At 46.3% G+C, this 24,091-nt stretch carries 14 protein-coding genes; 6 read left to right on the forward strand and 8 right to left on the reverse strand.

Annotated elements, in window-relative coordinates; all coding sequences use genetic code 11:
• Positions 1-3 precede the first annotated feature (3 nt).
• Positions 4-5,121, reverse strand: coding sequence for a PAS domain S-box protein (locus QUA88_RS17410; RefSeq protein ID WP_333272858.1), 5,118 nt, complete (start codon positions 5,119-5,121; stop codon positions 4-6).
• 68 nt (positions 5,122-5,189) lie between these two features.
• Positions 5,190-6,464: an RNA-guided endonuclease IscB gene (gene iscB, locus QUA88_RS17415; protein ID WP_333208201.1), complete on the reverse strand. Its 1,275-nt coding sequence runs from the start codon at positions 6,462-6,464 to the stop codon at positions 5,190-5,192.
• Between the two features lie 433 nt (positions 6,465-6,897).
• On the opposite strand from iscB, the gene QUA88_RS17420 reads away from it, so the two are divergent.
• Complete coding sequence (locus tag QUA88_RS17420; protein WP_333272861.1) at positions 6,898-10,710, forward strand: glycoside hydrolase family 2 TIM barrel-domain containing protein; 3,813 nt, start codon at positions 6,898-6,900, stop codon at positions 10,708-10,710.
• Between the two features lie 187 nt (positions 10,711-10,897).
• Here the strand turns inward: QUA88_RS17420 and QUA88_RS17425 are convergent, their stop codons facing one another.
• From QUA88_RS17425 to dnaK, 6 genes are all read right to left on the reverse strand, one after another.
• Positions 10,898-11,143: an HNH endonuclease gene (locus QUA88_RS17425; RefSeq protein WP_015179287.1), complete on the reverse strand. Its 246-nt coding sequence runs from the start codon at positions 11,141-11,143 to the stop codon at positions 10,898-10,900.
• A gap of 50 nt (positions 11,144-11,193) precedes the next feature.
• A complete protein-coding gene (locus QUA88_RS17430) occupies positions 11,194-11,661 on the reverse strand; it encodes a KGK domain-containing protein (protein WP_333154338.1) in 468 nt (155 codons plus the stop codon).
• 47 nt (positions 11,662-11,708) lie between these two features.
• Complete coding sequence (locus tag QUA88_RS17435; protein WP_333154336.1) at positions 11,709-11,897, reverse strand: hypothetical protein; 189 nt, start codon at positions 11,895-11,897, stop codon at positions 11,709-11,711.
• Between the two features lie 85 nt (positions 11,898-11,982).
• The gene (locus tag QUA88_RS17440) at positions 11,983-14,418 is read right to left on the reverse strand and encodes a dynamin-like GTPase family protein (RefSeq protein WP_333272864.1); all 2,436 of its coding nucleotides are present in this window, start codon (positions 14,416-14,418) and stop codon (positions 11,983-11,985) included.
• Between the two features lie 405 nt (positions 14,419-14,823).
• A complete protein-coding gene (locus QUA88_RS17445) occupies positions 14,824-15,984 on the reverse strand; it encodes a J domain-containing protein (RefSeq protein ID WP_333272867.1) in 1,161 nt (386 codons plus the stop codon).
• Between the two features lie 124 nt (positions 15,985-16,108).
• Complete coding sequence (dnaK, locus tag QUA88_RS17450) at positions 16,109-18,217, reverse strand: molecular chaperone DnaK (protein WP_333056658.1); 2,109 nt, start codon at positions 18,215-18,217, stop codon at positions 16,109-16,111.
• Positions 18,218-18,272: 55 nt separating this feature from the next.
• On the opposite strand from dnaK, the gene QUA88_RS17455 reads away from it, so the two are divergent.
• From QUA88_RS17455 to QUA88_RS17475, 5 genes are all read left to right on the forward strand, one after another.
• Positions 18,273-18,413, forward strand: coding sequence for a hypothetical protein (locus QUA88_RS17455; protein WP_333056659.1), 141 nt, complete (start codon positions 18,273-18,275; stop codon positions 18,411-18,413).
• A gap of 431 nt (positions 18,414-18,844) precedes the next feature.
• On the forward strand, positions 18,845-19,099 hold the full coding sequence (locus tag QUA88_RS17460; protein ID WP_333056660.1) for a hypothetical protein: 255 nt from the start codon (positions 18,845-18,847) through the stop codon (positions 19,097-19,099).
• Positions 19,096-19,506 carry a type II toxin-antitoxin system tRNA(fMet)-specific endonuclease VapC gene (gene vapC, locus QUA88_RS17465; RefSeq protein WP_333056661.1) on the forward strand — a complete coding sequence of 137 codons (411 nt, stop codon included), beginning with the start codon at positions 19,096-19,098 and terminating at the stop codon, positions 19,504-19,506. Before QUA88_RS17460 ends, vapC begins: the two co-directional genes overlap by 4 nt.
• 175 nt (positions 19,507-19,681) lie before the next feature.
• On the forward strand, positions 19,682-20,431 hold the full coding sequence (locus QUA88_RS17470; RefSeq protein ID WP_333233704.1) for a Uma2 family endonuclease: 750 nt from the start codon (positions 19,682-19,684) through the stop codon (positions 20,429-20,431).
• A gap of 158 nt (positions 20,432-20,589) precedes the next feature.
• A complete protein-coding gene (locus QUA88_RS17475) occupies positions 20,590-24,015 on the forward strand; it encodes a helicase-related protein (protein WP_333272872.1) in 3,426 nt (1,141 codons plus the stop codon).
• Positions 24,016-24,091: the final 76 nt, after the last annotated feature.

The raw sequence follows: 24,091 nt of genomic DNA on the forward strand, positions 1-24,091 counted from the left end.
ATATCACGGACTAAAATATCCGGCGGCGACTCCTCTCAACTGCCCCTTCTTACTCCGAGGCTGTTTGAGTGGCAGTGTCACCGTAAATGTCGCACCCTTGTCTTTACCGGGACTTTCCGCAGTCACAGTGCCCCCGTGGAGTTGCACCAAGTGCTCGACGATCGCCAATCCCAGTCCCAAACCGCTGTCAGCCCTAGTTTTCGAGGCGTCTGCTTGTCGGAAGCGATCGAACACGTAGGGCAGAAACTCAGCAGGAATGCCCTTTCCGGTATCGCTGACAGTAATTTGCACGTAATTGGGTGATGAAGAATCGCTAACAGCCACCGCAGACAAGCGCACTTGCACATTTCCCCCCGAAGGCGTAAACTTGACGGCGTTAGTCAGCAAATTCCACACTACCTGCTGCAACCTCTGGGCGTCGCCCCACATCAAGCTGACTGCGGGGTCAAGTTCTAACGAAACGGTGACAGACTTGGCATCGGCTGCCAAACGAACTGAATTATTAGCCGCCTCGATCGTCCTTACCATGTAGAACCAGCCGGGTTTCAGAACCAGTTTGCCTTGAATAATCCGGGAAACATCGAGCAAATCTTCCACTAGCTGGATCTGCACCTTCGACTGACGCTCAATGGCTTCCAAACCCGAAGCTAATTTATCTTGGTTGTTGGGGTGGGCGCGCAGGATCTGTGCCCACCCCTGAATCACATTTAAAGGCGTTCGCAATTCGTGGGAAAGAGAGTCTAGAAACTCGTCTTTCCGGCGGCTGATAGCTTCTGCTTCCGCCCGCGCGGCTTGTTCGCGCTCGAGCAACTGAGCGCGCCCGGCCTCGACTTGCTTGCGATCGCTGATGTCGGCGACGATCGACATACAGTTGATATTGCCGTTGCTGTCGCGGACTGGAGTTGCCCACAAACTGATGTCGATCGAGCTGCCGTCTTTCCTTTGGCGGTAGGTTTCCATGCCCGCGATCGCCTTTCCAGCGCGAATTCTTTTCAAATTAGCCGTGAATTCCTCCCGCTTGTCTGCGGGAACGCAGGGCACAAATTGACCTACCGCTTCTGATTCATTCCAGCCAAAAATCCTCTCGGCGGCTGGGTTCCACATTTTCACAGTGCCGTCGTCGCAGTCCAAAACGGTAATTGCTAGGGGACAAGCCTGAATCAAGGCTTCTAAAGTTTGATGGATGTGCGATCGCGCTGCTTCTGCTTCTTTGCGATCGCTGATATCGACGTTCACCCCGATCATCCGCAAAGGCAAACCGCGATCGTCCTGAAACACCTTAGCCCTGCAAGCAATCCAGCCCACGCTTTTGTCCGGGCGGCAAATGCGGAACTCTATGTTTAATTCCTCCCCGGAAGCTGTCGCAGCTTGCACCTGCTGTTCGGTAACAGTGCGATCGTCTGGATGCACCATTTCCACCCAAGTTTGATAGCTGTCGATACCGCCTGCAGGCAGCCCGTACAAAGCCTCTAACTCCGGCGTACAGGCGACCTCGTTGGTTTGGATGTTCAATTCAAAACTTCCGATTTTGCCTGCTTGCTGAGCGATTTGCAGCCGTTGTTGATTGTGTTTGAGTTCTGCTTCCACCCGCGATATCTCGGTCAAGTCGATGTAGAATGCGACGATCGTCTCTGGTTCGCGGTTGTCCGCGCACAGAGTGGTTCCGCCTATCAGAATCGGCACGCGGCTGCCATCTTTGCGGATGTACTCTTTCTTGAAAGGAGTGGCGACTCCCTGAGCCCGCAGTTCTTGGGCCGCTAAGGCGTCGAGGTGCAGGTATTCGGGGGGGGTCATCTTGTCCCACCGTATTTGACCGGAGAGCAACTCTGAGCGGGTGTAGCCGACCATGTTGAGCAGGGATTGGTTGGCGTAGGCGATGCGGCCGCTAAAATCGCCGATCGCGACTCCAAAAATATTTGACTCGAACAGCCGCCGGAATATGGCTTCGCTTTGCTGCATTACCCGTTTTGCTTGTTTGCGATCGGTAATTTCGGCAATCACGGTGCTGACTCCCAGCAGTGTTCCTGATTCATCACTCACGGGGTAAAAGCTGATTTGCCAATCCCGCAAAACTCCCGGCTGTTGCTTGGTTGCGGCCTTAATTTCCAAGTCGAGCACGGGGGTTTGTGTCCCCAGCACTTGGCGGTAAATTCGCTCTACCATATCTGCCATTTCGGGAATTACTTCTCTAACGGTGCGCCCGATGTGCTCTGCGATCGATCGACCGTTGATCGCAGCGAGGCATTCGTTCAGGCGGATGTAGCGCAAATTTGTATCGACAAAGCACAGTCCGACTGGTGTGGTTTTGTAAACTAAGTCGAGTTCTGCTAGTTGGCGGCGAATGCGTATTTCGTTTTCTCGAAGTTGATTTTGGGCTTGTTTGCGATCGGTGATATCTAGTACGAAGAATGCTCCTTTGTCTGTGCATCCTTGGAAGTTTCCGCCGCCGACTAAAACTGGGAACCGCGTGCCGTCTTTGCGGATGTATTCTTTTTCAAAAGGCGCGCAACTTCCTGATGCTTCGACTTGCGCGAGGGCAATGCGATCGAGTTCTAGATATTCTGGCGCCGTTAGTTCTAACCAGCGGATCTGTCCCGAAACTAAGTCTTCCCTCGTATATCCGATCATTTCCAGCAAGGCGTCGTTAGCGTCAGTAACTTCCCCGTTGCCATCCCAGAAACCGATGCCTATCATGTTAGATTCTACCACACTGCGGAAGCGCATTTCGCTTTCCCGCAAAGCTAATTCTGTTTGTTTTGCTGCGGTAATATCTGTGATAATTAGGCCAACTCCGATTATTTCTCCCATTTCATTTTTCACTGGGTAGTAGTTGGCTACCCAGTAGCCGAAATATCCTGGTTTTCCATCAGGTTCGCCGCTAAATTCTATGTTTAAAACAGGCTGACCGGTGTCTAAAACTTGCTGAATAATCGGGGCAAATTTGGCGGCGGATTCTGGCAACAATTGCCGGAAATCTTGGCCGATATGCTGTTCGGCGGGCAAACCGTGGAGTTCTGCTAAGACTTTATTGATACGGATGAAGCGCATTTCGCGATCCAGAAAGCAAATGGCTAGGGGAGATGCTTCTAACAGCGCGTCAATTAAGGCAAAGGATTGCGATGTTTGAGATAGTGCTTGTTGCGCTTCTGCGTAAAGTCTGGCGTTGTCTAGGGCGATCGCCACGCGGTATGCTAAATCTTCTAGCATTGCCATGTCTTCTGCACTGTAGCGGCGGCCAAACTTTGAGGTAAAGCAAGTGATGGAACCCATTACCCGCCCGCGAGCTCTCAGCGGTACGCAAGCGTGAGATCCGATATTGAGCGATCGCAATATTTCCAATTCTGCTGCATTTTCGGCTCCTGCTGCTAAAATCTCCTCATCCACTTCGGCAATTAGTTCGGATTTGCCGCAGCGGATTACCAGCGGATAGCCGTTAACAGCATTTTCGGCGATCGAACTGCGGATGCTGAAGTTATTAATAGTCTCAACTGTGGAGGGTTCTGCGTGAGCCACAGCGACTAGACGCACTTTTGACCCCGTTTCGGTCAAATGAATGCAGCACCCATCCGCGATCGAATTTATTGCTAATTCGGCTACCTTTTGCAGCACCGTTTCCCCGTCAAACGCATCAGCCAGCATTTTGCTGACTTCTGCTAAAAATGCCGACCGCTGCTGTTCTATTTCCGCTTTTTCCCTTGCTGTTTGCTCAATTGTTAACTGCAATCTTTGAGTTTCCGCAAGTTTTATTTCTGTGATATCGCGGGCGACAATTAAGGCTGATTCTGGTACGCCATTTTTGTCAAATTCTGGAACTACGCGGGATTGATAACTTCGGATGCCGTTGATTGAGAAAGCCTGAAATTCTACAATTTCTTCTTGACCTGTTTCTAACACTTTGTGCAGGGTTTCATCCCACATCTGGCACACTTCCGGCGGCATTCCTATTTCTTGACTGGTTTTACCCAGGAAGAATGAAATTGGTTTTCCTTGGCTTCTTTCAACGGCTTGATTGACATAAATATAACGCAGCTCTTTGTCAGTGCGGATAATTATATCTGGCGTATTTTCTAGCAGTGTTCTCAGTTGCTGTTCGCTATTTGCCAAAGCTGCTTGCGCTTGTTGTCTTTCCGTGACATCTCTCACCGTGCCCACGTATCCGATGAGTTCGCCGGAGTCGCAGAACATCGGCGATGAACAAACGTTAATCCAGCGCACAATCCCCTCTGGTGTTTGCAGGCGATACTCGATCGCATATTCCCCACCTTGCCGAGTATAATCCAGCCATCGGCTCAATACGCGATCGCTGTCTTCCGGGTGAATGCACTTCTCCCAACCGTCTCCTAAAAGTTCTGTCAAACTCAAGCCGCAAATAGCCTGACAGCGTGGGTTTGCATAGGTGTAGCGCCCCTGGGAATCGGCCATAAAAATGCCGACAGGCGAACAGGAACTTAAACAGCGAAATCGTTCTTCTTGAGCTTGCAGCGCTTCTTTAGCTACTGTCAGTTCTGCTGTGCGTTCTTTGACGCGAGTTTCTAGGTTAGTGTAGGATAATGCTAGGGCTATTTCTGCTTCTTTGCGATCGGTAATATCAATACCAGTTCCTATCACATATTCTACCAAACCATCGCCATCTATGGTCACAGTATTCGACCAAGAAATTAAGCGCTTGTCCCCATTTTTAGTGCGCCAATAATTTTGATACTCGCTGTTAAAGTTTTCGACATTGAGCTTGGTAAAAACAGTTTTAACTGGCTCTACTTCTTCGGAGATTAAGAACACATCCCAAACACATTTATTGAGCACTTCTGCTGTCGAGTAGCCTGTAATTTTTTCGCAAGCTTGGTTAAAGCGCACAATCCGTCCTTGGTTGTCTAGGACTACAATTAAGCAAGCCGTCGTGTCAATTACTTTGGAAATAATATTACGTTCAATTTCTATTTCTGGTTCTGCGAACTTTAAGCCAGCATACCAAGCGATAACCGCAGCGGCAAAAAGTAAGATTGCAGGAACTTCCTCGAAGAAAAAAAGTAACAGAGTTGTCAGCAGTAAAGCCGTGCCGGCACTAAATGTAGCAATACTGTAAGATTTAATGGGTAAGGGCAAGACCTGAAACCGACTCATTTTGGTTGACCTGTAGCGATGGCGCGATCGGATCAAATCTAATCGCTTATTCAGTGGACAAAAGTGGATTATGCGGCATAACTGTATCCATCGACTCTATGAACCCCAAGGCAATATTTAGCCCTAACGGGGCTAACCTTGCCCACCTGTGTAACCATTTCAAACACCCCCGTTGCGCGAACACTTAAGCGCCCAACATGAGTTCCGGCAAATTTCCCAGTAGGCAAAATAGCATGAATTATATCGCCAGTTTGAAAGCCAAAAAAAGCTTTCTGTCTAGTACGATGTCTGATGGGAAACCCATATTTGTTAGTCGTGCACATTCGGCGAGTTCCCCATCCTTTTGCAGTTATCAGCAAGGGCTTGGTAATTTTTATCGACAACTTTTCCACCACGCCAACACAAGCAGCGTCTAAGTAGTGACGCTTTTGAACACCTAATTTGACGCGATTGAATTTGGTTCGGCCACCAGTCCCAAGATCGACTGGCAATCCAGTTTCTTTAAGCCTTTGGTACAATGCCCATCGGGTAGAGTTAACAGCAGCAGCATCTTTTAATGGTAATTTTGAAGCGGCTAAAATCCGCCTGAGAACATCAGGTTTCTTACTTAGGAATTTCTCAATTGGGTCATTTCCTTTTTTCTGGTTGCAATCATGGCAAGCCAAGGTAAGGTTGCTAACCCGATTTGTCCCCCCTTTGCTCGACGCCAAAATATGCTCAATTTCTAACCGAGTATTTTCTACTCCACAGTAAGCGCATTTCCTTCCCCATTTTGCCAACAAATATTCCTTGACTTCAAACCCTGCTAACTCGCCTCTTTGATACTCTGTACCACTGATTTCCGGGTTCATCAAAGCTTGCGTATCAAACCGTACTAACTCCTGAGAAATACCCGTAATAAGCGCCCACTTTATGAGCCTATTCACCCAAGTTAGAGTAGTTTTCACTCGATGATCTAGCGTCGGAGCTAACCAGCCTTTTTTACGGGTTCTATTGAGCAATCGTGGTTGACGATAACGAGTTTTACGATGCCGCCGATTACGACGAATGGCTCTGCGGGATTCCAATGAATCTTTGATCGCTTGCCCACGATGGGTTAATTCAGCACCCCAGATAACCGCATCATTCGAGAGTAATGCTAGGCCAGTAGTTTTAGATCCCGGGTCTATTTTTAACTGGATAGGCTGAGTTATTTCTGCTGATACAGTTTTTAAGATGATCGTAAAAGGAAAGTGACGAAAAACGGCAGCTTTTCTTTGGGTAAGAAGTAAACGAGCTAACCCTGGATGAACAGGATTAAGGGGGCGTTTGTTGGTGTCAATAACAAAGACAAAGTTGGACATCTTATTTAAAACTCTGATTGCTCAGGTAATTTTTTCCTCGTCAAAGTTACTCCGGCTTGTTTGGCTCAACTCACTTCCTTAGCTAAATACAGATGTTTAAAGTTGAACGACAGAGCAAAAAGCTGGAAAGCACTTTTTGGTGTCTTGACCGGAGTAACGTAGCTATTTGCTGAGACTGGCTATCTCTCACCAAATGCACGGGTTGTCCAGTGTTGTTTAGTGTTTAGCCGATAGCACTATTGCTTATGTCGATGAAACAACCTTGTTAAAACTTAGTTAAAACTAAGTATTTATTTTTTATATACAAAACCACATTTGTCGGCTCTTTGCCATCTTCCCAGAGATAGATTGGCTGCGGGATTGCTGCTGAAGCAACTGCTATCATAGATCGAGGGACAAATGAGATTATCTAATTTCTGGGAGAAATAAGCGAGTGAATCACAAGCTGGCCAAAATTATCGGATTATTTTTCGCAGCCGCCACCCTCTTTGGATTCGTCGGTTATGCGCTTCAAAATCCCAACTTCGCCAGCAGCTCAGCGATGTCGATCGGCTTCCCCAATCTTACCATCGCGGCCGCCGGGGCGATCGACAACAAACGATCCCAAATCTATCTCAACGGAAATTGGCAATTTGTCCCCGCAGTTGGCAACCCCCAAAACCCCCCCGTCTCGCCAAATTGGGGATCCATCCAAGTACCCGGAGACTGGCAAAAAGAAAACAACCAATCCGTACCTGGAATCATCACTCGCGGCAGCGGCAAAGATTGGGAAAACTTCAACAGTAAACAACTATCAAAAGCTTGGTATCAGAGAAAAATAGACATTCCCGGCGACTGGACAAACCGCCGAATTTTTCTCGACTTAGCCAGAGTCAGCACCGATGCAGTCATCTTTGCCAACGGCATTAACTGCGGTCAAATCCCCTGGCCCTACGGCACTATTGAAATTACCAAAGCAGCAAAACCAGGTCAAAACACCCTATCTATTTTAGTCGTGGCAGTATCCGATGAAAAGGAAAAAGCCGTCATCATGGGCCCCACAGAAATCTACACAGAAAAATCCAAATTGGAATCGCGGGGAATCATCGGCGAGGTAAGGCTTCTGAGCCTTCCCCCAGGCCCGTTAATTAGGGACGTATTCGTCCAAACTTCCACCCGAAAAAAGCAAGTTAAATTAGATATTGAACTCAAAGACGTTGCCCAAAGCGGTCAAGTAGAAATAATAGCGCAAATGCTGGACGAAAAAGGCAAAATAGAACAAAAATTTACTGGCACGGCCAAGGTTCAAGCTAAACCTATTCAAACCGTCCAAGTTCAGTGGAATTGGCCAAATCCCCGTCTTTGGGATGTCGGGCAACCAAACCTTTACACCCTACAATTAGAAGTAAAAGGCAGCGGCATTGACACGCAATACGACCAACCTTTTGGCTTCCGCGAATTTTGGATAGAAGGGCGCAAATTTTTCTTAAACGGAACTGAATTTCGGCTGCGACCAAACTTGCACTCCGATACTTGGCAAGGCGGCACAGTAGAAGTTGCTGATAGCCTAATTGATGGCTACGTAAAAGCAGGTTTTAACATAACAGAAATGTGGCCTTGGAATCACGACGAACGGGGTAGATGGCACTTCCGAGAGTTATTTTCCGAAAGAGCAGACCTCAAAGGTTTTCCCATTATGGCTCCCGCTTTAGACATTAGTCCTATCGCTTGGAACGGCAAGTGGAAGAACCCCCTGTGGAAAAACCGCTGGAAAGACCGAATGGTGATTGAAATGCGCCGCTACCGCAATCATCCATCAGTATTAATGTGGGCGACAAGTCCTAATTTTTTCGGCAACGCTGACGATTTAAATCCCCGTCGCATCGGCAAAAGCAAAGTAGAAGGAACTCTCAGTCCCTCGGAAAACCAGCGTTTGCGGGTCAACACTCCCCTAGGAAATGACGCTTTAGCGACGATTAAATCTGCCGACCGAACCAGACCTGTGATGGTACACCAAGGCGCACACTTCGGCGATGTTTATGCGCTGAATTCTTATTTAAATCTGATTCCCTTGCAAGAACGAGAAGAGTGGATTTCTGAGTGGAGCAAAACCGGGGAAAGGCCCTACATGGCAGTCGAGTTGGGGACTCCTCTGCACGCAACGATGATGCGGGCCCGCAAAGGTTTTGGTCAGGCAATTATCAGCGAACCTTGGATGACTGAGTTTGCGGCAATTTATTTTGGCAAGCAGGCTTACGATTTGGAAACTGCCGCTTATAAAGCTAAAATTCGCGAGCAATTTGTCAAGGGTCAGGAGTATCAAAGCTGGCATGGTAAAAAAGAGTTGGATTTTGCCCCAGCTTTTCAAAAGTTGCAGCATTTATTCAGTACAAATACTTGGCGGAGTTGGCGGACTTGGGGAATTTCTGGGGGGATGATTCCTTGGAATGACGGACATGGTTGGGAAGTTTCCGATGCGGGCAGAAAAAAGGTGGATATTGGGGCATTTCAACCGGGTAGCCGGGGAGTTTATTTGAAGCAAGTCTCGAATAATCTTTTGAATTATTTGCAGCCAGAAGCTTACACTGTTCATCCTGGGGGCGAGGCAATTATGAAGAATAATAGCTCGACTTTGGCTTGGATTGCTGGTGCTAGCCCGGTTTTTACTGCGAAAGATCACAATTTGTTTGTGGGCGGAAAACTGGCAAAGCAAGTAGTGTTAATTAACGATACGCGGACGCCGCAAGAATTTGCGTTTAATTGGCGAGTTTTGGTGGGGGGGGAAGAAGTTAAAAAAGGCGAGCAAAAAGGGACGATTGAGCAGGCAGGAACGCTGTTTTTCCCAATTGACGTAAAATTGCCAAATACCATTTCTAGCAAGGCTGACGGCGAAATTCGCTTGACTGCGCGAGTGGGCGATCGATCGCATTCTGATACATTTGCTTTCCGCGTTTTTCCCAAACAATCCAACATCAAAGATGCGGTGACAATTTTCGACCCAGCGGGCAAAACATCGGCCATGTTAAAACAATTAGGTTATCAGCTTGTACCGTGGAATGGTTCGCAAGTTTCATCGCTATTAATTATCGGTAGGGAAGCATTTTCTAGCGGGGAAAATTGGCCGGGAAGTTTAGAAAGTTTTGTGCGAAACGGCGGCAAAGCAATTGTGTTTCCTCAACGCAGGGAATGGCTGGAAAATACAGGTTTCCGAGTTGCTGCCCACGTCAGCCGCCGCGCTTATCCAGTTGACAGCAACCATCCCGCAATTAGCGGTTTAGACAGTGAAGATTTGCGGGATTGGGTGGGGGAAAGCACGTTGCTTGAAGCTTATCCAGATACGATCCAAACTGGCCCTAATTTGAGTCCGGCAAATAAACCTTGGTACGGCTGGCGTTGGGGAAATCGTGGCGGTGTCAGCAGCGCTTCAATTGAGAAACCGCACCGCAGCGGTTGGCGCCCAATTTTGGAATCTGAGTTTGATTTAGCTTATTCGCCGCTGATGGAATTGGATTACGGAAAAGGGCGGCTGATTTTAAACGAGTTGGATTTGGAAGACCATTATTCTGTAGATGCTGGGGCGGCGCAGCTAGTGCAACAAATTGTGAGTTACGGGATGAATTCTCCGGTGGTTGGAAAGCCGGATCAAGTGGTTTTAATTGGGGGAGATGAAGATGCCCAAAAGTTGGACAGTTTGGGGGTAATTTATCAGCGCGCTAGTTCGCTTTCTAATGATGTTGGTTTGGTGATTGTGGGGAGAGAAGTGAATCTGAAAGATGCAGATTTACGCGCTTATTTGAATGCTGGTGGGAAGGCGTTTTTCTTGCCGCGTCAAGTGCCTGCTGCGGGTTTGGGCGTGGGTTTGCAGCAAGCGCAGGATTTTGGGGGTTCGCTGGCGGTTCCGAGTTGGGATGAGGTGAAGGGGGTTAGTGCTTCAGATTTGCGATCGCGCTCTTTTTATGATACTTGGTTGATTAAGTCTGGGGGAGAAGTCGGTGCTGACGGTTTGTTAAGTCGGGTAAAAGTTGGCAAGGGTGTGGCGATTTTTTCTCAGATTGAACCCGACAGTTTGAATGCTGATACTAAGACTTATTTGCGTTTTACTCGCTGGCGGCAAACGAGGGCAAATGCTCAGATTTTGGCTAATTTAGGGGCTAGTTTTAAGGCGGATGAATCTGTGTTTAACGGTTCGAGTCTGGAGTTTTATCACTGGGATTACAGAACGGATTTTGAGAAGGGGGATGATCCTTATCGGTATTATCGATGGTAGGATTTTTTAACCGCAGAGGGCACAGAGGACGCAGAGGAAGAGAAGAGAGAGATGAATAATTTAGTCCGGGACGCATTTCGATCGAAGAAACCGGGTTTTTTACTAAATCTGTGGTTTGCAACGAAGTATTTTCGTAAAAAAACCCGGTTTCTGGAGTCCGGTTCATAAGTCCTAATACTGTTAAATATCAAAGGTCAAAGTGACGGCGGAAGCGGGGGTCTAGTTTGTCTGTTTTCTTTTGGTTGCAGGTGCCGCAGAGGGTTTGCAAGTTGCTGATGTCGTTGCTGCCGCCGCGCGCTAGGGGGATGATATGATCGATCGTCAGTTGGGTTTCTAGCTTGGTTTGGCCGCAGCTTTGGCACTGGTATTTATTGCGAGTAAATACATATTTTCTGACTTCTGGGGGAATGGGGATTCTAGGGGTTTTAGACATAATGATTTTTAACCGCAGATGAACGCGAATGAACGCGGATGTTTGATGGATTAGCTGGGTGAGTTTTCTTGATTGAGAAGTTGGCGGCGCAAATCATCGAGGGGGGATTCTGGTTGGCTAGCTTCTGACTCGTTGTTTTCTGGTGTTTCTTCAACTTCTGGTTCATCTGGGCAAAATTCTATAGTGACATTGAGTTTGAGCTTCATCTTTCCTTTCTTCCAGCCCTGAGCACCCACTCTGAGAATTTCACAATCTATACCTTCACCAAACCATTTCTCATAAGCAGTACGTAGTTGGTTAGTAGTTAAACCTATATCAATATTTAGATTCTGTTGCCTTAACGTCTCACTAAGTCTCTCTCCTAACACATATTCAGGCAAAGCTCGATTTACTGTTTCCTTGAGTTGTTCTACTTTAAGCATTGCCTTACCGAAAGATAAAGCATCCTCATTACCGCAGTTGTGAAAATCAAATTTATCTTCCATATTGATATCTAACCTAATAGGTTTTTTAGCCATGAATTTTAACCGCAGATGAACGCGAATGAACGCGGATGTTTGATGGCTCAGTCTGCAAATATTTCGTCATAAATGTCATTTTCCGCACTCAGCCAATCCTGATAAGCTTGGGATGCAAGCAGCGGTGGAACAGATTCTTTCCCTTTTGTCAAGAACACGGCTAGGTTGAGAAGTGTTGCTAACTTATCCTCGGAAAGTTGCTCGATTATTGTTAGAAGTTTTTGGCGAATGTTCATAGAATTAAACTCGCTCTTTGTTGGCTATTATATCACAATAAACACAGTAAAGAAACCAGGTGAATATAATTCACCCGGATTTCAATTATTCACCCTCCACCGAAACACTATCATTTTGTCCAATTACAGGCAACAAATGCTCGTGCAACTTCATCGCCTGCAAACAACTATTAATCCCAGAAACCGCCCGATCGTACTCTTTGATCTTTTCTTCATTCTCAGCTTGCCGCCGCAGATTCCCAGCAATCTTTTCCTCCGCCTCCTGTGCCAAAGTTTGCTCCAAATAATCGCGAGCTTGACTGTATTTCTGCAAAATATCATCAGCTTGCTTTTGGGCCAGCGGCAACAAATGCTCTTTCAGGGTTTGGTTGACAGTTTGGCGGAAAGTTTGCCGAATAGTTCTAGAGACTTTTGGCTCGAAATCTAGCCGCAATAATTGCCGAATTGCAGGTTGGGCGTCCACCATGTTTTCGCAGTCGAAACCTTGAGAAGTTTGCTGCAATGTTTCCCGGAATTGATAAATTGAAAATGTGCCTTCGTCGTAAAAACGGGGACTTTCTCGCACGTAGCGATCGCACTCAACGCCCGCCGCATTTACCAAAGCATCAGAAACCCGCTTTGATAACTCCTCTAACTGCTGTTCAATTCCCCCATCATTCCCCAACAACCGATAAAGTAATCGATAGTATTCTGACTTGCGAACGCTATCTTTCAAATACTGGAAATAATTATCAACCAGTGATTTAGTAGCCTCTACTAAAATATCTTCCAACTGATTCGCTAAATAATAAAGTGCTTCAACTAAAACAGCAATTAAAGGTGCTGTAGCATTGCGGGGATGATTCCGTAAAGTACGTCCGTAAGCCGCCTCAACAGAAAATCCGTCTAACAATTCATCCAAGCGCCGGATCATCCGAGATTGCAGTTGCCGAAAGTCTATATCGAAAATATCGCATCTGTTCATAATCATTTCATTGACTTCTTCGGCGATATGTTCCCGAAAATCCTGTCCGACTTGCTGCAACTCTTGATTTAGTCGCAAAAGTTCCTGTGCTTTCATTGCTTCAATTTCACGGGGCTGGCTGTCCAAATTCCGCTGAATTGTTTGGTAATGTTTCCGCAGTTGAATGCACAAATCTTCTAAGTCGTCAGCGAGATTTTTGAACAGTTGCGGGCGTTTTTCTTCTGTGAGGTAACGGGTGATGGCTGTGCGAAAATCTTCGATGCCGCTATCTTGAATTAATTGAGTAATTAATGGTTGTCCTTGCTCTGCAAGAATCCGCACGTAGTTTTCATTTGGTGTTTCGTAGCTGTTAACTGAAATCCGAAATTTGCTCGGAGATAGCTTGCCGGAATTCGCACAGTAGCGATTAAATTCACTAACAAATTGCGGAGTCTCTTCACTATTACTAAAAAAATCTGAATCTAATTTATCATCTCCAAAAACTCGCCCTTTACTGGTGGCAAAGATTGTATTTAAACCAAAGCGATCGCGCCCTGTTGTCCCTCGAATCAAACTCCCGTAAAACCCCAACAATCCGCTAGTTTTATAAACTCTCGCAGTATCGCGAAAGTCGGAATTAATCAGATTTTCTAAGCGCTGCCGCAGTTGCGTGTTGTACCAAGTTTCGTCAATGCGGTTGAAAATGTAAAACAGTCGATCGCGAATTCCCGGATTTCCCCGTGTTTTTTCCATCAACTCGGTTTCTTCCGTCGTCATTTCCCCAGACGAAGCTGCTTTCAAAACGCAGACAACCGCCGAAGTATCGGGGCTTTCAATCTTATCATAAGTCAATTCTGCATCCCGTTGCACGGGTGCATCAATTCCCGGCGTATCGATAATAATATTGCCATCTTGCAGCAGCGGATGATAACAGTAATATTCAACTCGCTTGAGTACAGCACTGTTACTACCGCGACGGGCATAACTAGCAGCTTCCTTGAGATTGGAAAAGTTAAACTGTTCCATCGAGTAGGTAGCGTTTTCGAGAGTTTGGATGCGATCGCGATTTGCCTCAAAACCTTCTAACAGCAGCATCAAAGCCTTAGCTTTTTTGGCTAACTCGGATTTATTTTCGCCGCCTTCCGTTTCAATAATTATGTTACATCCCTGAGACAACAGCGACACTACATCTGTTTGATTAATATTAAGTTCAGTAGCTAAACCTAACTGATGGCACAGCACAGAAGCTTGCTGGCTAATCTCAAACTCGCTCAAAAAAGTGAGAACAACGCGCTCTTTTTCCGGCTCAGCAAAGGCGATATAACATTCCGTACCTGTCGCGTGTCCTTCTGCACTGTAGAGCAATTCTCGCTCCAGCAAAGCATTAATTAGCATGGATTTTCCCGCACTGAAAGCGCCAGCAAACACAATTTCAAACTCAGGAGAAATTGCCTTTTTCAGAGAAGCTTGTACCGCCGTGATATCTTGTTGTCGCAAAGAAGATTCCTGACGCAGCAGTTGCAGTAAGGAGTCAACTTGCTCTTGCAGATTGTTGCATTGAGGGGGCATTTGAGTCATGGCGGCAGACTGCTCCTGATTTTGGGAAAATTACCTTATTGTTAATTCTCTGCTAGTTCAGGAATAATCACAACAGTAATTTTACTTATGCGATCCAGGATGGCTGAAAGTGCGATCCTCTTCGAGGGCTGCGCTAACGGCTATTCTGGCGACAAATCCTATCGTTTACGGTTGTTTCGGAATTATTAAACCGCAGAGGCCGCAGAGGGCGCAGAGGAAGAGAAGAGAGAGATGAATAATTGCTATACCCACGCATTTGATATCGTCTATTTACAGCCAAGTGGCTAAATCTGATATGTCCGTAAAATTTAGCCAAGCATCTCCTAATTTTTCGTACACGATTAGTAGTAAGGCGCGCATTATTGCGCCCCTACAAAATTAAACTGGCGCATTGCGTACTCTATATTAAACCGATAAATCCTGACGCGGTTTAAAAGACTCAACCTGTCGCAACTTCTCGTACAATTCTCGTTCCTCTTCACTAATTTCTTTGGGAATTAACACCTGAATTTCTACCAACTGATCGCCCCGATCGCCATTTCCTGTTGGATAGCCTTTGTTAGCCAGCCGCAACCGCTTTCCAGAGGTTACTCCCGGTGGCAATTTCATCTTTACCAAGCCGTCCAGCGTCGGTACTTCAATATCTCCTCCCAACACCGCTTCGCTGGGAGTCAGTGGCAATTCGCAGCAAATATCCGACATTTCCAAGCGAAAAAATGGATGGGGAGAAACCGTGATTTTCAAATATAAATCTCCGCCGCCCATACCTTGATTTCGCAAGCGAATCCGCTGGCCTGATACCATAGCAGGAGGCAGAGTCACCTCGATCGCTCGCCCATCTTCCAGACGAATTCGCTCGGTACCGCCCGAATAAGCCCTTTCCAAAGGCAGAGTTAGCCTGGCCTCAATGTCCCTTCTCGTTTCGCGATCGACTGTTTCTCGTCGCATTTCGCGATCGTCCACATCCCTTCTGGTTTCGCGATCGACTGTTTCTCGTCGCATTTCGCGATCGACTGTTTCTCGTCGCATTTCGCGATCGACTGTTTCCCGTCGCATTTCGCGATCGTCAAAATCCCTTCTAGGTGGGCGAGAATTAGCCACATAACTCGTTTTCTTAGAAGCCGTATTCCACGGTTCAGAGGAGGCTACTCCCTGTGTATCATTCGCTGTCGCCATCCTCACTTCCCGGCGTCTTCCGAGCACTTGATCGAGAAATTTATTAAAATCCGAGTAATCACTAAAATCGACATCTTCGGTCGGTTTTTTCCGGGTAGTTTTAGTGTTTCCCCAAGTTTTGAAATTGGGAAGTCGCACCCCTTGCTTGCCTTGAAATCCCTTTTGTTTCCAGAATTTACTAAACTGATCGTATTGAGTTCGCTTCTCAATATCGGAAAGAATATCGTAAGCTTCATTAATATCCTTAAACCTATCTTCAGCAGATTTATCCCCTGGATTTACGTCAGGGTGCAACTGTCTGGCTAGCCGTCGATAGGCTTTTTTTATCTCATCAGCCGTGGCATCTTTGGGTACTCCCAAAATTAGATAGTAATTGCGAAAATTCTGCATAGTTAGTCATTAGTCATTAGTTATTAGTCATGAGTTATTAATTATTAGTCATTAGTCATTAGTCATGCTGCTTCCCTGCTTCAAACTAGGGACTAATGACTAGGGACTAATGACTAACCACTAATTAGAGCCAATCGTCGTCATCATCCCAATCGTCGCTTTGATTTTGATAAGGGCGAGTGGGGCGATTAGCACTGCTTCTACGATCGCCCATACGATCGCCCATTCGATCGCCCATACGATCGCCCATACGATCGCCCATACGATCGTAGGGGCGATCGGGAATTGGATCGACAGTCGATCGCCTGTACGGTTTAGCATTGGTATAATAGCTGCTATCATCGCTGCGCCGCTTCGTACCGTCGCCCGTAAAAGTCCGCTTCACAGACTCAAAGAAATCATCATCATCGTCATCCATCGCAAACGCCGAAACTTCCCGGCTCAAATCGTAAAGAGCATCCTGCAAATCCGAACCAACTTGGTCAACTCCCCGCTCATCATTGCGTTCCAAACTGTCTCGCAATTCCCGAATTAAAGTTTCAATTCGCTGGCGGCTTCTTTGAGCAAACTGCATTCCGCGATCGAGCGCAACTTCCCGCAACTGCCGCTCGGCTTGATAAGCTAAAGCTTCAGCGCGATTGCGTTTTTCTACCCTTTCCCGCTGCAACTTATCAGCTTGAGCAAACTGTTCCGCATCGCGAATCATTTGATTCACTTCCTGCTGACTCAGCGTCGAAGCACCTTGCACAGTAATGCTTTGTTCCCTGCCGGTAGTTTTGTCCAAAGCAGTCACCAACAGCATCCCGTTAGCATCAATATCAAAAGCTACTTGCACCTGCGGAATCCCTCGCGGTGCCGGCGGAATTCCAGTTAGTTTAAACCGTCCCAAAGACTTATTATCTCTGCCTAATTCCCGTTCCCCTTGGATGACGTGAATTTCTACCACAGTTTGGTTGTTTTCAGCAGTCGAAAAAATGTCCGATCGCCTGACGGGAATAGTAGTATTCCTCGGAATCAGTTTTTTCATCACCCCGCCGATCGTTTCCAAACCCAGCGACAGCGGCGTCACATCCAACAGCAGCACATCGCGGACATCGCCACCCAAAATACCCGCCTGAATTGCCGCACCCACCGCCACAACTTCATCGGGATTGACATTTTGATTCGGCTCTTTATCAATCAAGTTGCGAACAACTTCCTGCACCAAAGGAATGCGAGTCGAACCGCCGACTAGCACAACTTCATCAATGCGAGAAGGACTCAAACTTGCATCAGCCAAAGCTTGTTTGACTGGACGCCGTAGCCGCTGCACCAAATCTGTGCACAGCCCCTCAAATTGACCACGAGTTAGTCGCGTTTCCAGATGCAAAGGCCCGTCTTCGTTCGCATCGATAAACGGCAAATTAATCTCGGTGACACCGACTCCCGACAGCTCAATCTTGGCTTTTTCTGCCGCTTCGATCAAGCGCTGCAAAGCTTGGCGATTTTTCCGCAGATCGATGCCTTCTTTTTCTAAGAATTGTTCTGCCAACCAATCAACAATTTTGGAGTCAAAATCATTGCCACCTAATTGAGTATCGCCGCTAGTTGCTTTAACTTCAAATACTCCGTCTCCCACGTCTAAGATAGAGACATCAAAAGTACCGCCGCCCAAATCAAACACTAAAATAGTTTGACTTTCTCGCCTCTCCAAACCGTAAGCTAAAGAAGCCGCTGTCGGCTCATTTAAAATCCGTTTGACTTCAAGTCCGGCAATTCGTCCAGCATCCCGCGTCGCCTGTCGCTGCGAGTCGTTGAAATAAGCGGGAACAGTAATTACAGCCCCCGTCACCTCTTGTCCCAGATAGCGGCTGGCTTCATCGGCCAGTTTCCGCAAAACCATCGCCGAAATTTCCTCTGGGGCAAAATCTTTTTTCAGGCGGGGACACTTGATTTTGATGTTCCCGTTTTCGTCGCGGCGAGTTGTGTAAGGGACGCGCTTTGATTCTGGAGTCAGTTCGGTATATTTGCGTCCGATGTACCGCTTGACGGCGTAAAAGGTGTTTTGCGGATTGAGAACAGTCTGGCGTCTGGCCATCTGTCCCACCAGGCGTTCTCCTTCCTTTGTGAAAGCGACTACCGAGGGAGTTGTCCGCATCCCTTCTGCATTGGCAATCACAACCGGTTTGCCGCCTTCCATGACGGCTACTACTGAGTTTGTTGTTCCGAGGTCAATGCCAACTACTTTACCCATGCGTCAGTTGTCTCCTGTGGCGTTGTGTGTAACTTTTTCAATATAAGCGTTAAGTATGATTGCATTTATTGTACCGCGTCGAGAAGCGGGGGCTGCGGGGGGATTGCCTCACCTGCGGTTCAGGTTGCTGGGGTTGGCTGGGTGCGATCGACCTTTTTTCCATACGGTTTGGCGCAGCAACCGAGGAGCAAATTGATTAGAACTCATATCTTGCACCATTCTCAAGAACAGGCTTTCCGGCCTGTTCCACAAAAATTCAATGTTCTTGTGGAACAGGCCGGAAAGCCTGTTCATAAATAGCTAATTGAGAATGGTGCAAGATATCAGTTAGAATGGAGAGCAAAAGTTATAGCTATCATTAACATAGAGGTAGCCTGAATGACCGGATTAGAAGTATTGCAGTCAGTTGAGTTTCTCAAGATAAAAGGCAAAGAAGTTAAAGATAAGTGGGATGAAGATTGAGGTTATTACAAGTAGGAATTACGCACGGGTGGTCAGAAACCGGGTTTTTTTACGAAAATCTTTCGCACTCACCCACAGATTCGGTAAAAAACCCGGTTTCTTGGGCATAGATGAGTAATTCCTGACAAGATTGAATTTCACTACAAACTTAAGGAGGCAAGAGTTATGCAAAGTATTAAAGTACGATCGCGCGTCGGATCAGACGGGATGTTGCATTTGCAAGTCCCGGTTGGGATAAAAGATACAGATTTAGAAGTTATTGTAGTTTTCCAGCGCATAACACCGGCAACTGAAGCTAAAACACCGGAAGATTTAGGCTGGTCGCCCGGTTTTTTTGAAACGGTAATAGGAAGTTGGGAGGGAGAACCGCTTGTTCGTCCCGATCAGTTGGAATATGAAATCCGGGAAGAATTGCTGTGATTTATCTTTTAGACACCAATACTTGCATCCGTTTGTTAAATCCAGACCGCAACTCATCGGTATCTCGCCGACTAGCAATGATTCGGTCAGGTGATGTAGCAATATGCTCTGTAGTTAAAGCAGAACTTTACTGGGGTGCTTTTAAAAGTTCTCGTCAAGATAGCAATCTAGCTAGACTAGAACGTTTTTTCAATGAGTTTGTAAGTTTGCCTTTTGATGACCAGTCTGCCCTAATTTACGGTCAAATTCGCACTCAATTAGCTGCATCTGGGACACCTATCGGCCCTAATGACCTTTTGATTGCCTCTATTGCTCTCGCCAACAACCTAATTCTTGTAACTCACAATACCCGCGAGTTCAGCCGTGTTGAGGGTTTGCGTCTGGAAGATTGGGAGATAGAGGTCTGAGTTATACCAATTTCATAAAGTTATGCTACATAGAAAGTTTTACTCCCCCCCTTAATAAGGGGGGGGTTGGGGGGGGTAGATATGTAGCGCTATTTTATGAATTTGGTATTAGATGTATCGAGTTCGCCTACAATCACAATCTCGCTCCAACAATGCCTGCAATCGCAATAAAACTATGAAATTCACCTTAGATGTAGAAAACAATCCCACAGGCTGGCCGGATCATACTCAACTACCAGAATCCGACGGCACTTTTGTGAAAAACTTTCAAGAACATCCCCAAAGCATTCTGTTAACAGATTCAATTACTCCCGTTTTGCAGAGAATCCACGCTGACGGTAACTATTGTATCGGTCAAGATAGCGGCATTTACTGGCGATTAACTGACCCGTTAGAAAAGGGTGCAGAAGCGCCAGACTGGTTTTATGTGCCTAATGTCCCGCCAACTATTGACGGTCAATTGCGCCGTTCTTATGTGATGTGGCAAGAATTTGTAGCACCGTTAATTGTGTTAGAGTTTGTATCGGGGAATGGTGCGGAAGAACGGGACAGAACGCCTTTATTGCGATCGGGTCAACAGGAAACTAAGCCGGGTAAATTCTGGATTTATGAAAATGTCATCCATCCGGCATTTTACGGAATTTATGAAGTAACTAAGGCTAGCGTTGAAGTCTATCACCTGATCGAAGATAGGTATCAATTAGTTGCTGCAAACGATCGCGGTCATTATCCGATCGCACCGTTAGGAGTGGAATTGGGAATTTGGCAAGGAAGGTATCAAAATGTTGAGTTACCTTGGCTGCGCTGGTGGGATAGTCAAGGGAATCTGTTGTTAACCGGGGCTGAAAGAGCCGATCGCGCCGAAGACCAATTAGAGCAATTGCGCGCTCAATTGCGATCGGCTGGAATTGAACCGGAATTGTGAATTGGAGTGCATCTCAATTTGGGAAGGGCGCGGGGGCAAAAAACCCGGTTTCTGCGTGAATATTTGTAGAAATAATCGACAATTTTTGGAAGAAACCGGGTTTTTTTCGTAAGTCCTAAAGAAGTCGGGGATCTAATAATCATCACAGAGGAAACCAAGTGCCACGCATTTTTGACAACATTGAACTGCGGCTGCTACCAGCATTGCGAGACACCATTAAACTCTCCTATCGGGCAGATTTTTGTGTGGGCTATTTCAATCTTCGGGGATGGCGGAGAATTGGCGATTTAATCGAAGCTTATGTGGGAAACCAAGGAGCCTGCTGTCGCCTTTTGGTGGGAATGCAAAGTTTGCCGGCCGATGAATTGAATGCTAGTTTTAGCCTGATTTCCCATCACGGGGGGATTGACAATAATGCCATTATTCGTCTCAAAAAACGGATGGCTGAGGAATTCCGCCACCAGTTGACGATAGGGGCTCCCAGTGATATTGATGAGCAGGGATTACGCAGGTTAAGCTATCAGATTAAAACTGGAAAAGTTGTTGTTAAATTATTCTTAGCTTATCACCTACACGCTAAGCTTTATCTCGTTCACCGTCACGATCCCAACACTCCGATCGTCGGTTTTTTGGGCAGCAGCAATCTGACTTTATCGGGATTGTCAAAACAAGGGGAATTGAATATTGATATTTTAGATTCAGATGCTTGTAATAAGTTGCAAAAATGGTTTGACGATCGCTGGGAAGAATACGGCTGTGTTGATATTTCTAAAGAACTTGCAGAAATTATCGATCGCAGTTGGGCGAGATCCGAACTAATTCCACCTTATCACATCTATCTCAACATAGTCTATCATTTGTCCCGCGAGGCGATCGCAGGTATTGCTGAGTTTCAGATTCCCCGCGATTTTAAGGGTTTATTTAAATTTCAAGAAGAAGCCGTTAAGTTAGCCGCCCGTCACATTACCAGACGGGGAGGCGTGATTATTGGCGACGTTGTAGGGTTGGGTAAAACTTTAGTCGGAACTGCGATCGCCAAAATTTTACAAGAAGACTGTTTCTTTGACACCCTGATTATTTGTCCCAAAAACTTGGTAAAAATGTGGCAAGAGTATGCAGACAAATATCGCCTGCTGGCAAAAGTCTTATCCATCAGTCTGGTACAGCAAGAATTGCCAGAATTGCGCCGCTATCGAGTTGTGTTAATTGATGAAAGTCACAACCTCAGAAACCGCGAAGGCAAGCGATATCGAGCGATTCAAGAATATATTGCAATCAACGAAAGTAAATGTATTTTGCTTTCAGCAACTCCCTACAACAAAACCTATTTAGATTTATCTTCTCAGTTGCGGCTGTTTATTCCTGAAGACCAAAATTTAGGATTGCGGCCCGAAGCTTTGCTCAATCAATTGGGCGGAGGCAGTCAAGGAGAGTTAGAATTTATTAAGCGGCATCAATGTTCCGTGCGCTCTTTGGCTGCTTTTGAAAAAAGCGAACATCCTGATGATTGGCGAGATTTGATGAAGCACTACATGGTGAGGCGCACTCGCTCGTTTATCAAAGAAAATTATGCGGAAACTGACGCAGAGAAGAAGCGCAAATATTTAGAATTTGTAGATCGCACGCGATCGTATTTTCCCGATCGCCTTCCCAAAACCATTAAGTTTTCCTCGGAAACCTCCGCAGCTAACTCCCAGCTTGACTTTGAGGAAATTGTCGAAGTCATCAATGCCCTAAATCTGCCGCGTTACGGGCTGGGAAATTACATCGCCAAAAAACCCAAACAACAGCCGACTGAAGCAGAACAGCGGCAGTTAAATGCCTTATTCCGTGGGGGTCGCCGATTAATGGGATTTTCGCGGACAAACCTGTTTAAACGGCTAGAAAGCAGCGGTAGTGCCTTTATTCAGTCGATCGAGCGCCACATCCTGCGGAATTTTATCTACTTATATGCGATCGACCAAAACTTCGATATTCCGATCGGCACCCAGGATGCAGAATTGTTGGATACCCGCAACAGCGATGAAGATGCTGATTCAGTGGTGGTTAGCAGTTTTGAAAGCGAAGAAATCGAAGATGATGCGGGCGAAAATTTAGATATTGAAGCAGAATTGCTGTCAAGCGAAAAGAGTTTTAAACAGCGGGCCGAAGTAGTTTATCAAGAATATAAAACGCGCTATCAACGCAGGTTTAAATGGCTCAAATCAGACTTTTTTGATACCAAGAAGTTAAGACGGGATTTGCTAGAAGATGCCCGCTGTCTGATAGAAGTCTTGCAAACTTGCGGTAAATGGCATTCTCAACCCGATGAAAAGTTAGCTGCTTTGGTGAAATTGCTCACAGAAACTCACCCCCATGAGAAAGTATTAATTTTTACTCAGTTTGCCGATACAGTCCGCTATATAACTGATAATTTAACTAAGCTAAATATTGCGGGCGCCGCATCGGTGACAGGTAAATCAAAAGACCCCACCGAACTCACATTTCGGTTTAGTCCGACTAGCAACGGTAAGCGTGACAAAATCTCCCCAGAACGAGAATTGCGAATCTTAATTGCCACCGATATCCTGAGTGAAGGTCACAACTTACAAGACAGTGCGATTATCGTTAATTATGACTTACCTTGGGCAATTATTCGGTTAATTCAGCGGGCGGGAAGAGTGGACAGAATCGGTCAAAAAGCCGATCGCATTTTGTGCTATTCGTTTTTGCCAGACGAAGGAGTCGATCGCATTATCAATCTGCGCGAAAGACTGCGCCGACGCTTGCAAGAAAATGCCGAAGTCGTCGGAACTGATGAGACATTTTTTGAGGATGACTCACCTCAAGTCATTCTCGATATTTACAATGAAAAATCAGGAATTTTAGATGGCGAAGAAGATGCCGAAGTTGACTTAACATCCGAAGCTTTTCAAATTTGGAAAAATGCCACGGACAACAACCCAATTTTGAAAAAAACCATTGAGTCAATGCCAAATGTAGTTTATTCAACTCGCAATCATACTCCCGCACCCTTGCAACCAGAAGGCGTTTTATTGTACATGAAAACCGCCGAGGGAAATGATTCGTTAATTTGGGTCGATCGCGATGGCAATAGCGTTAGTCAATCGCAACTCGGCATCCTCAGAATTGCAGCCTGCGAGGAAGCGACACCAGCAATTCCCAGAGACAAACAGCATCACGAATTAGTCACAAAAGGTGCAGAGTTGATAGCAGAAGAAGAGTTAACTGCGGGCGGACAATTGGGCAGGCCTTCCGGGGCCAGGTTCCGAACATACGAACGTTTGAAGAGTTACTTTAAGGAAATGAATGGTACAATATTTGCATCCGATGAATTGTCAAAAGCAATCGATGAAATTTACCGCTATCCCCTGCGCCAGTCGGCAATTGACACGTTAAATCGGCAGTTAAAAAGCGGGATTGGCGATCGACAATTAGCCGAATTAGTCGTGGGTTTGCGGATGGACGACCGTTTGTGTATAGTCAATGAAGACGAAGACAAACGGGAACCAATGATTATTTGTTCTTTAGGCTTGTTTCAGGAGAAAGCTGTCAGTCCGCCATTCCTCTCACCATCCAGCTAGTCCGCCAGGGAATGAATTCCCTGTCTAATAGCGAAAGTCGTCTAAAGACGACTCATGAATTGAAAATTTTTCTTCT

The organism is Microcoleus sp. D3_18_C2 (assembly GCF_036702395.1).
Taxonomy (GTDB): domain Bacteria; phylum Cyanobacteriota; class Cyanobacteriia; order Cyanobacteriales; family Microcoleaceae; genus Microcoleus.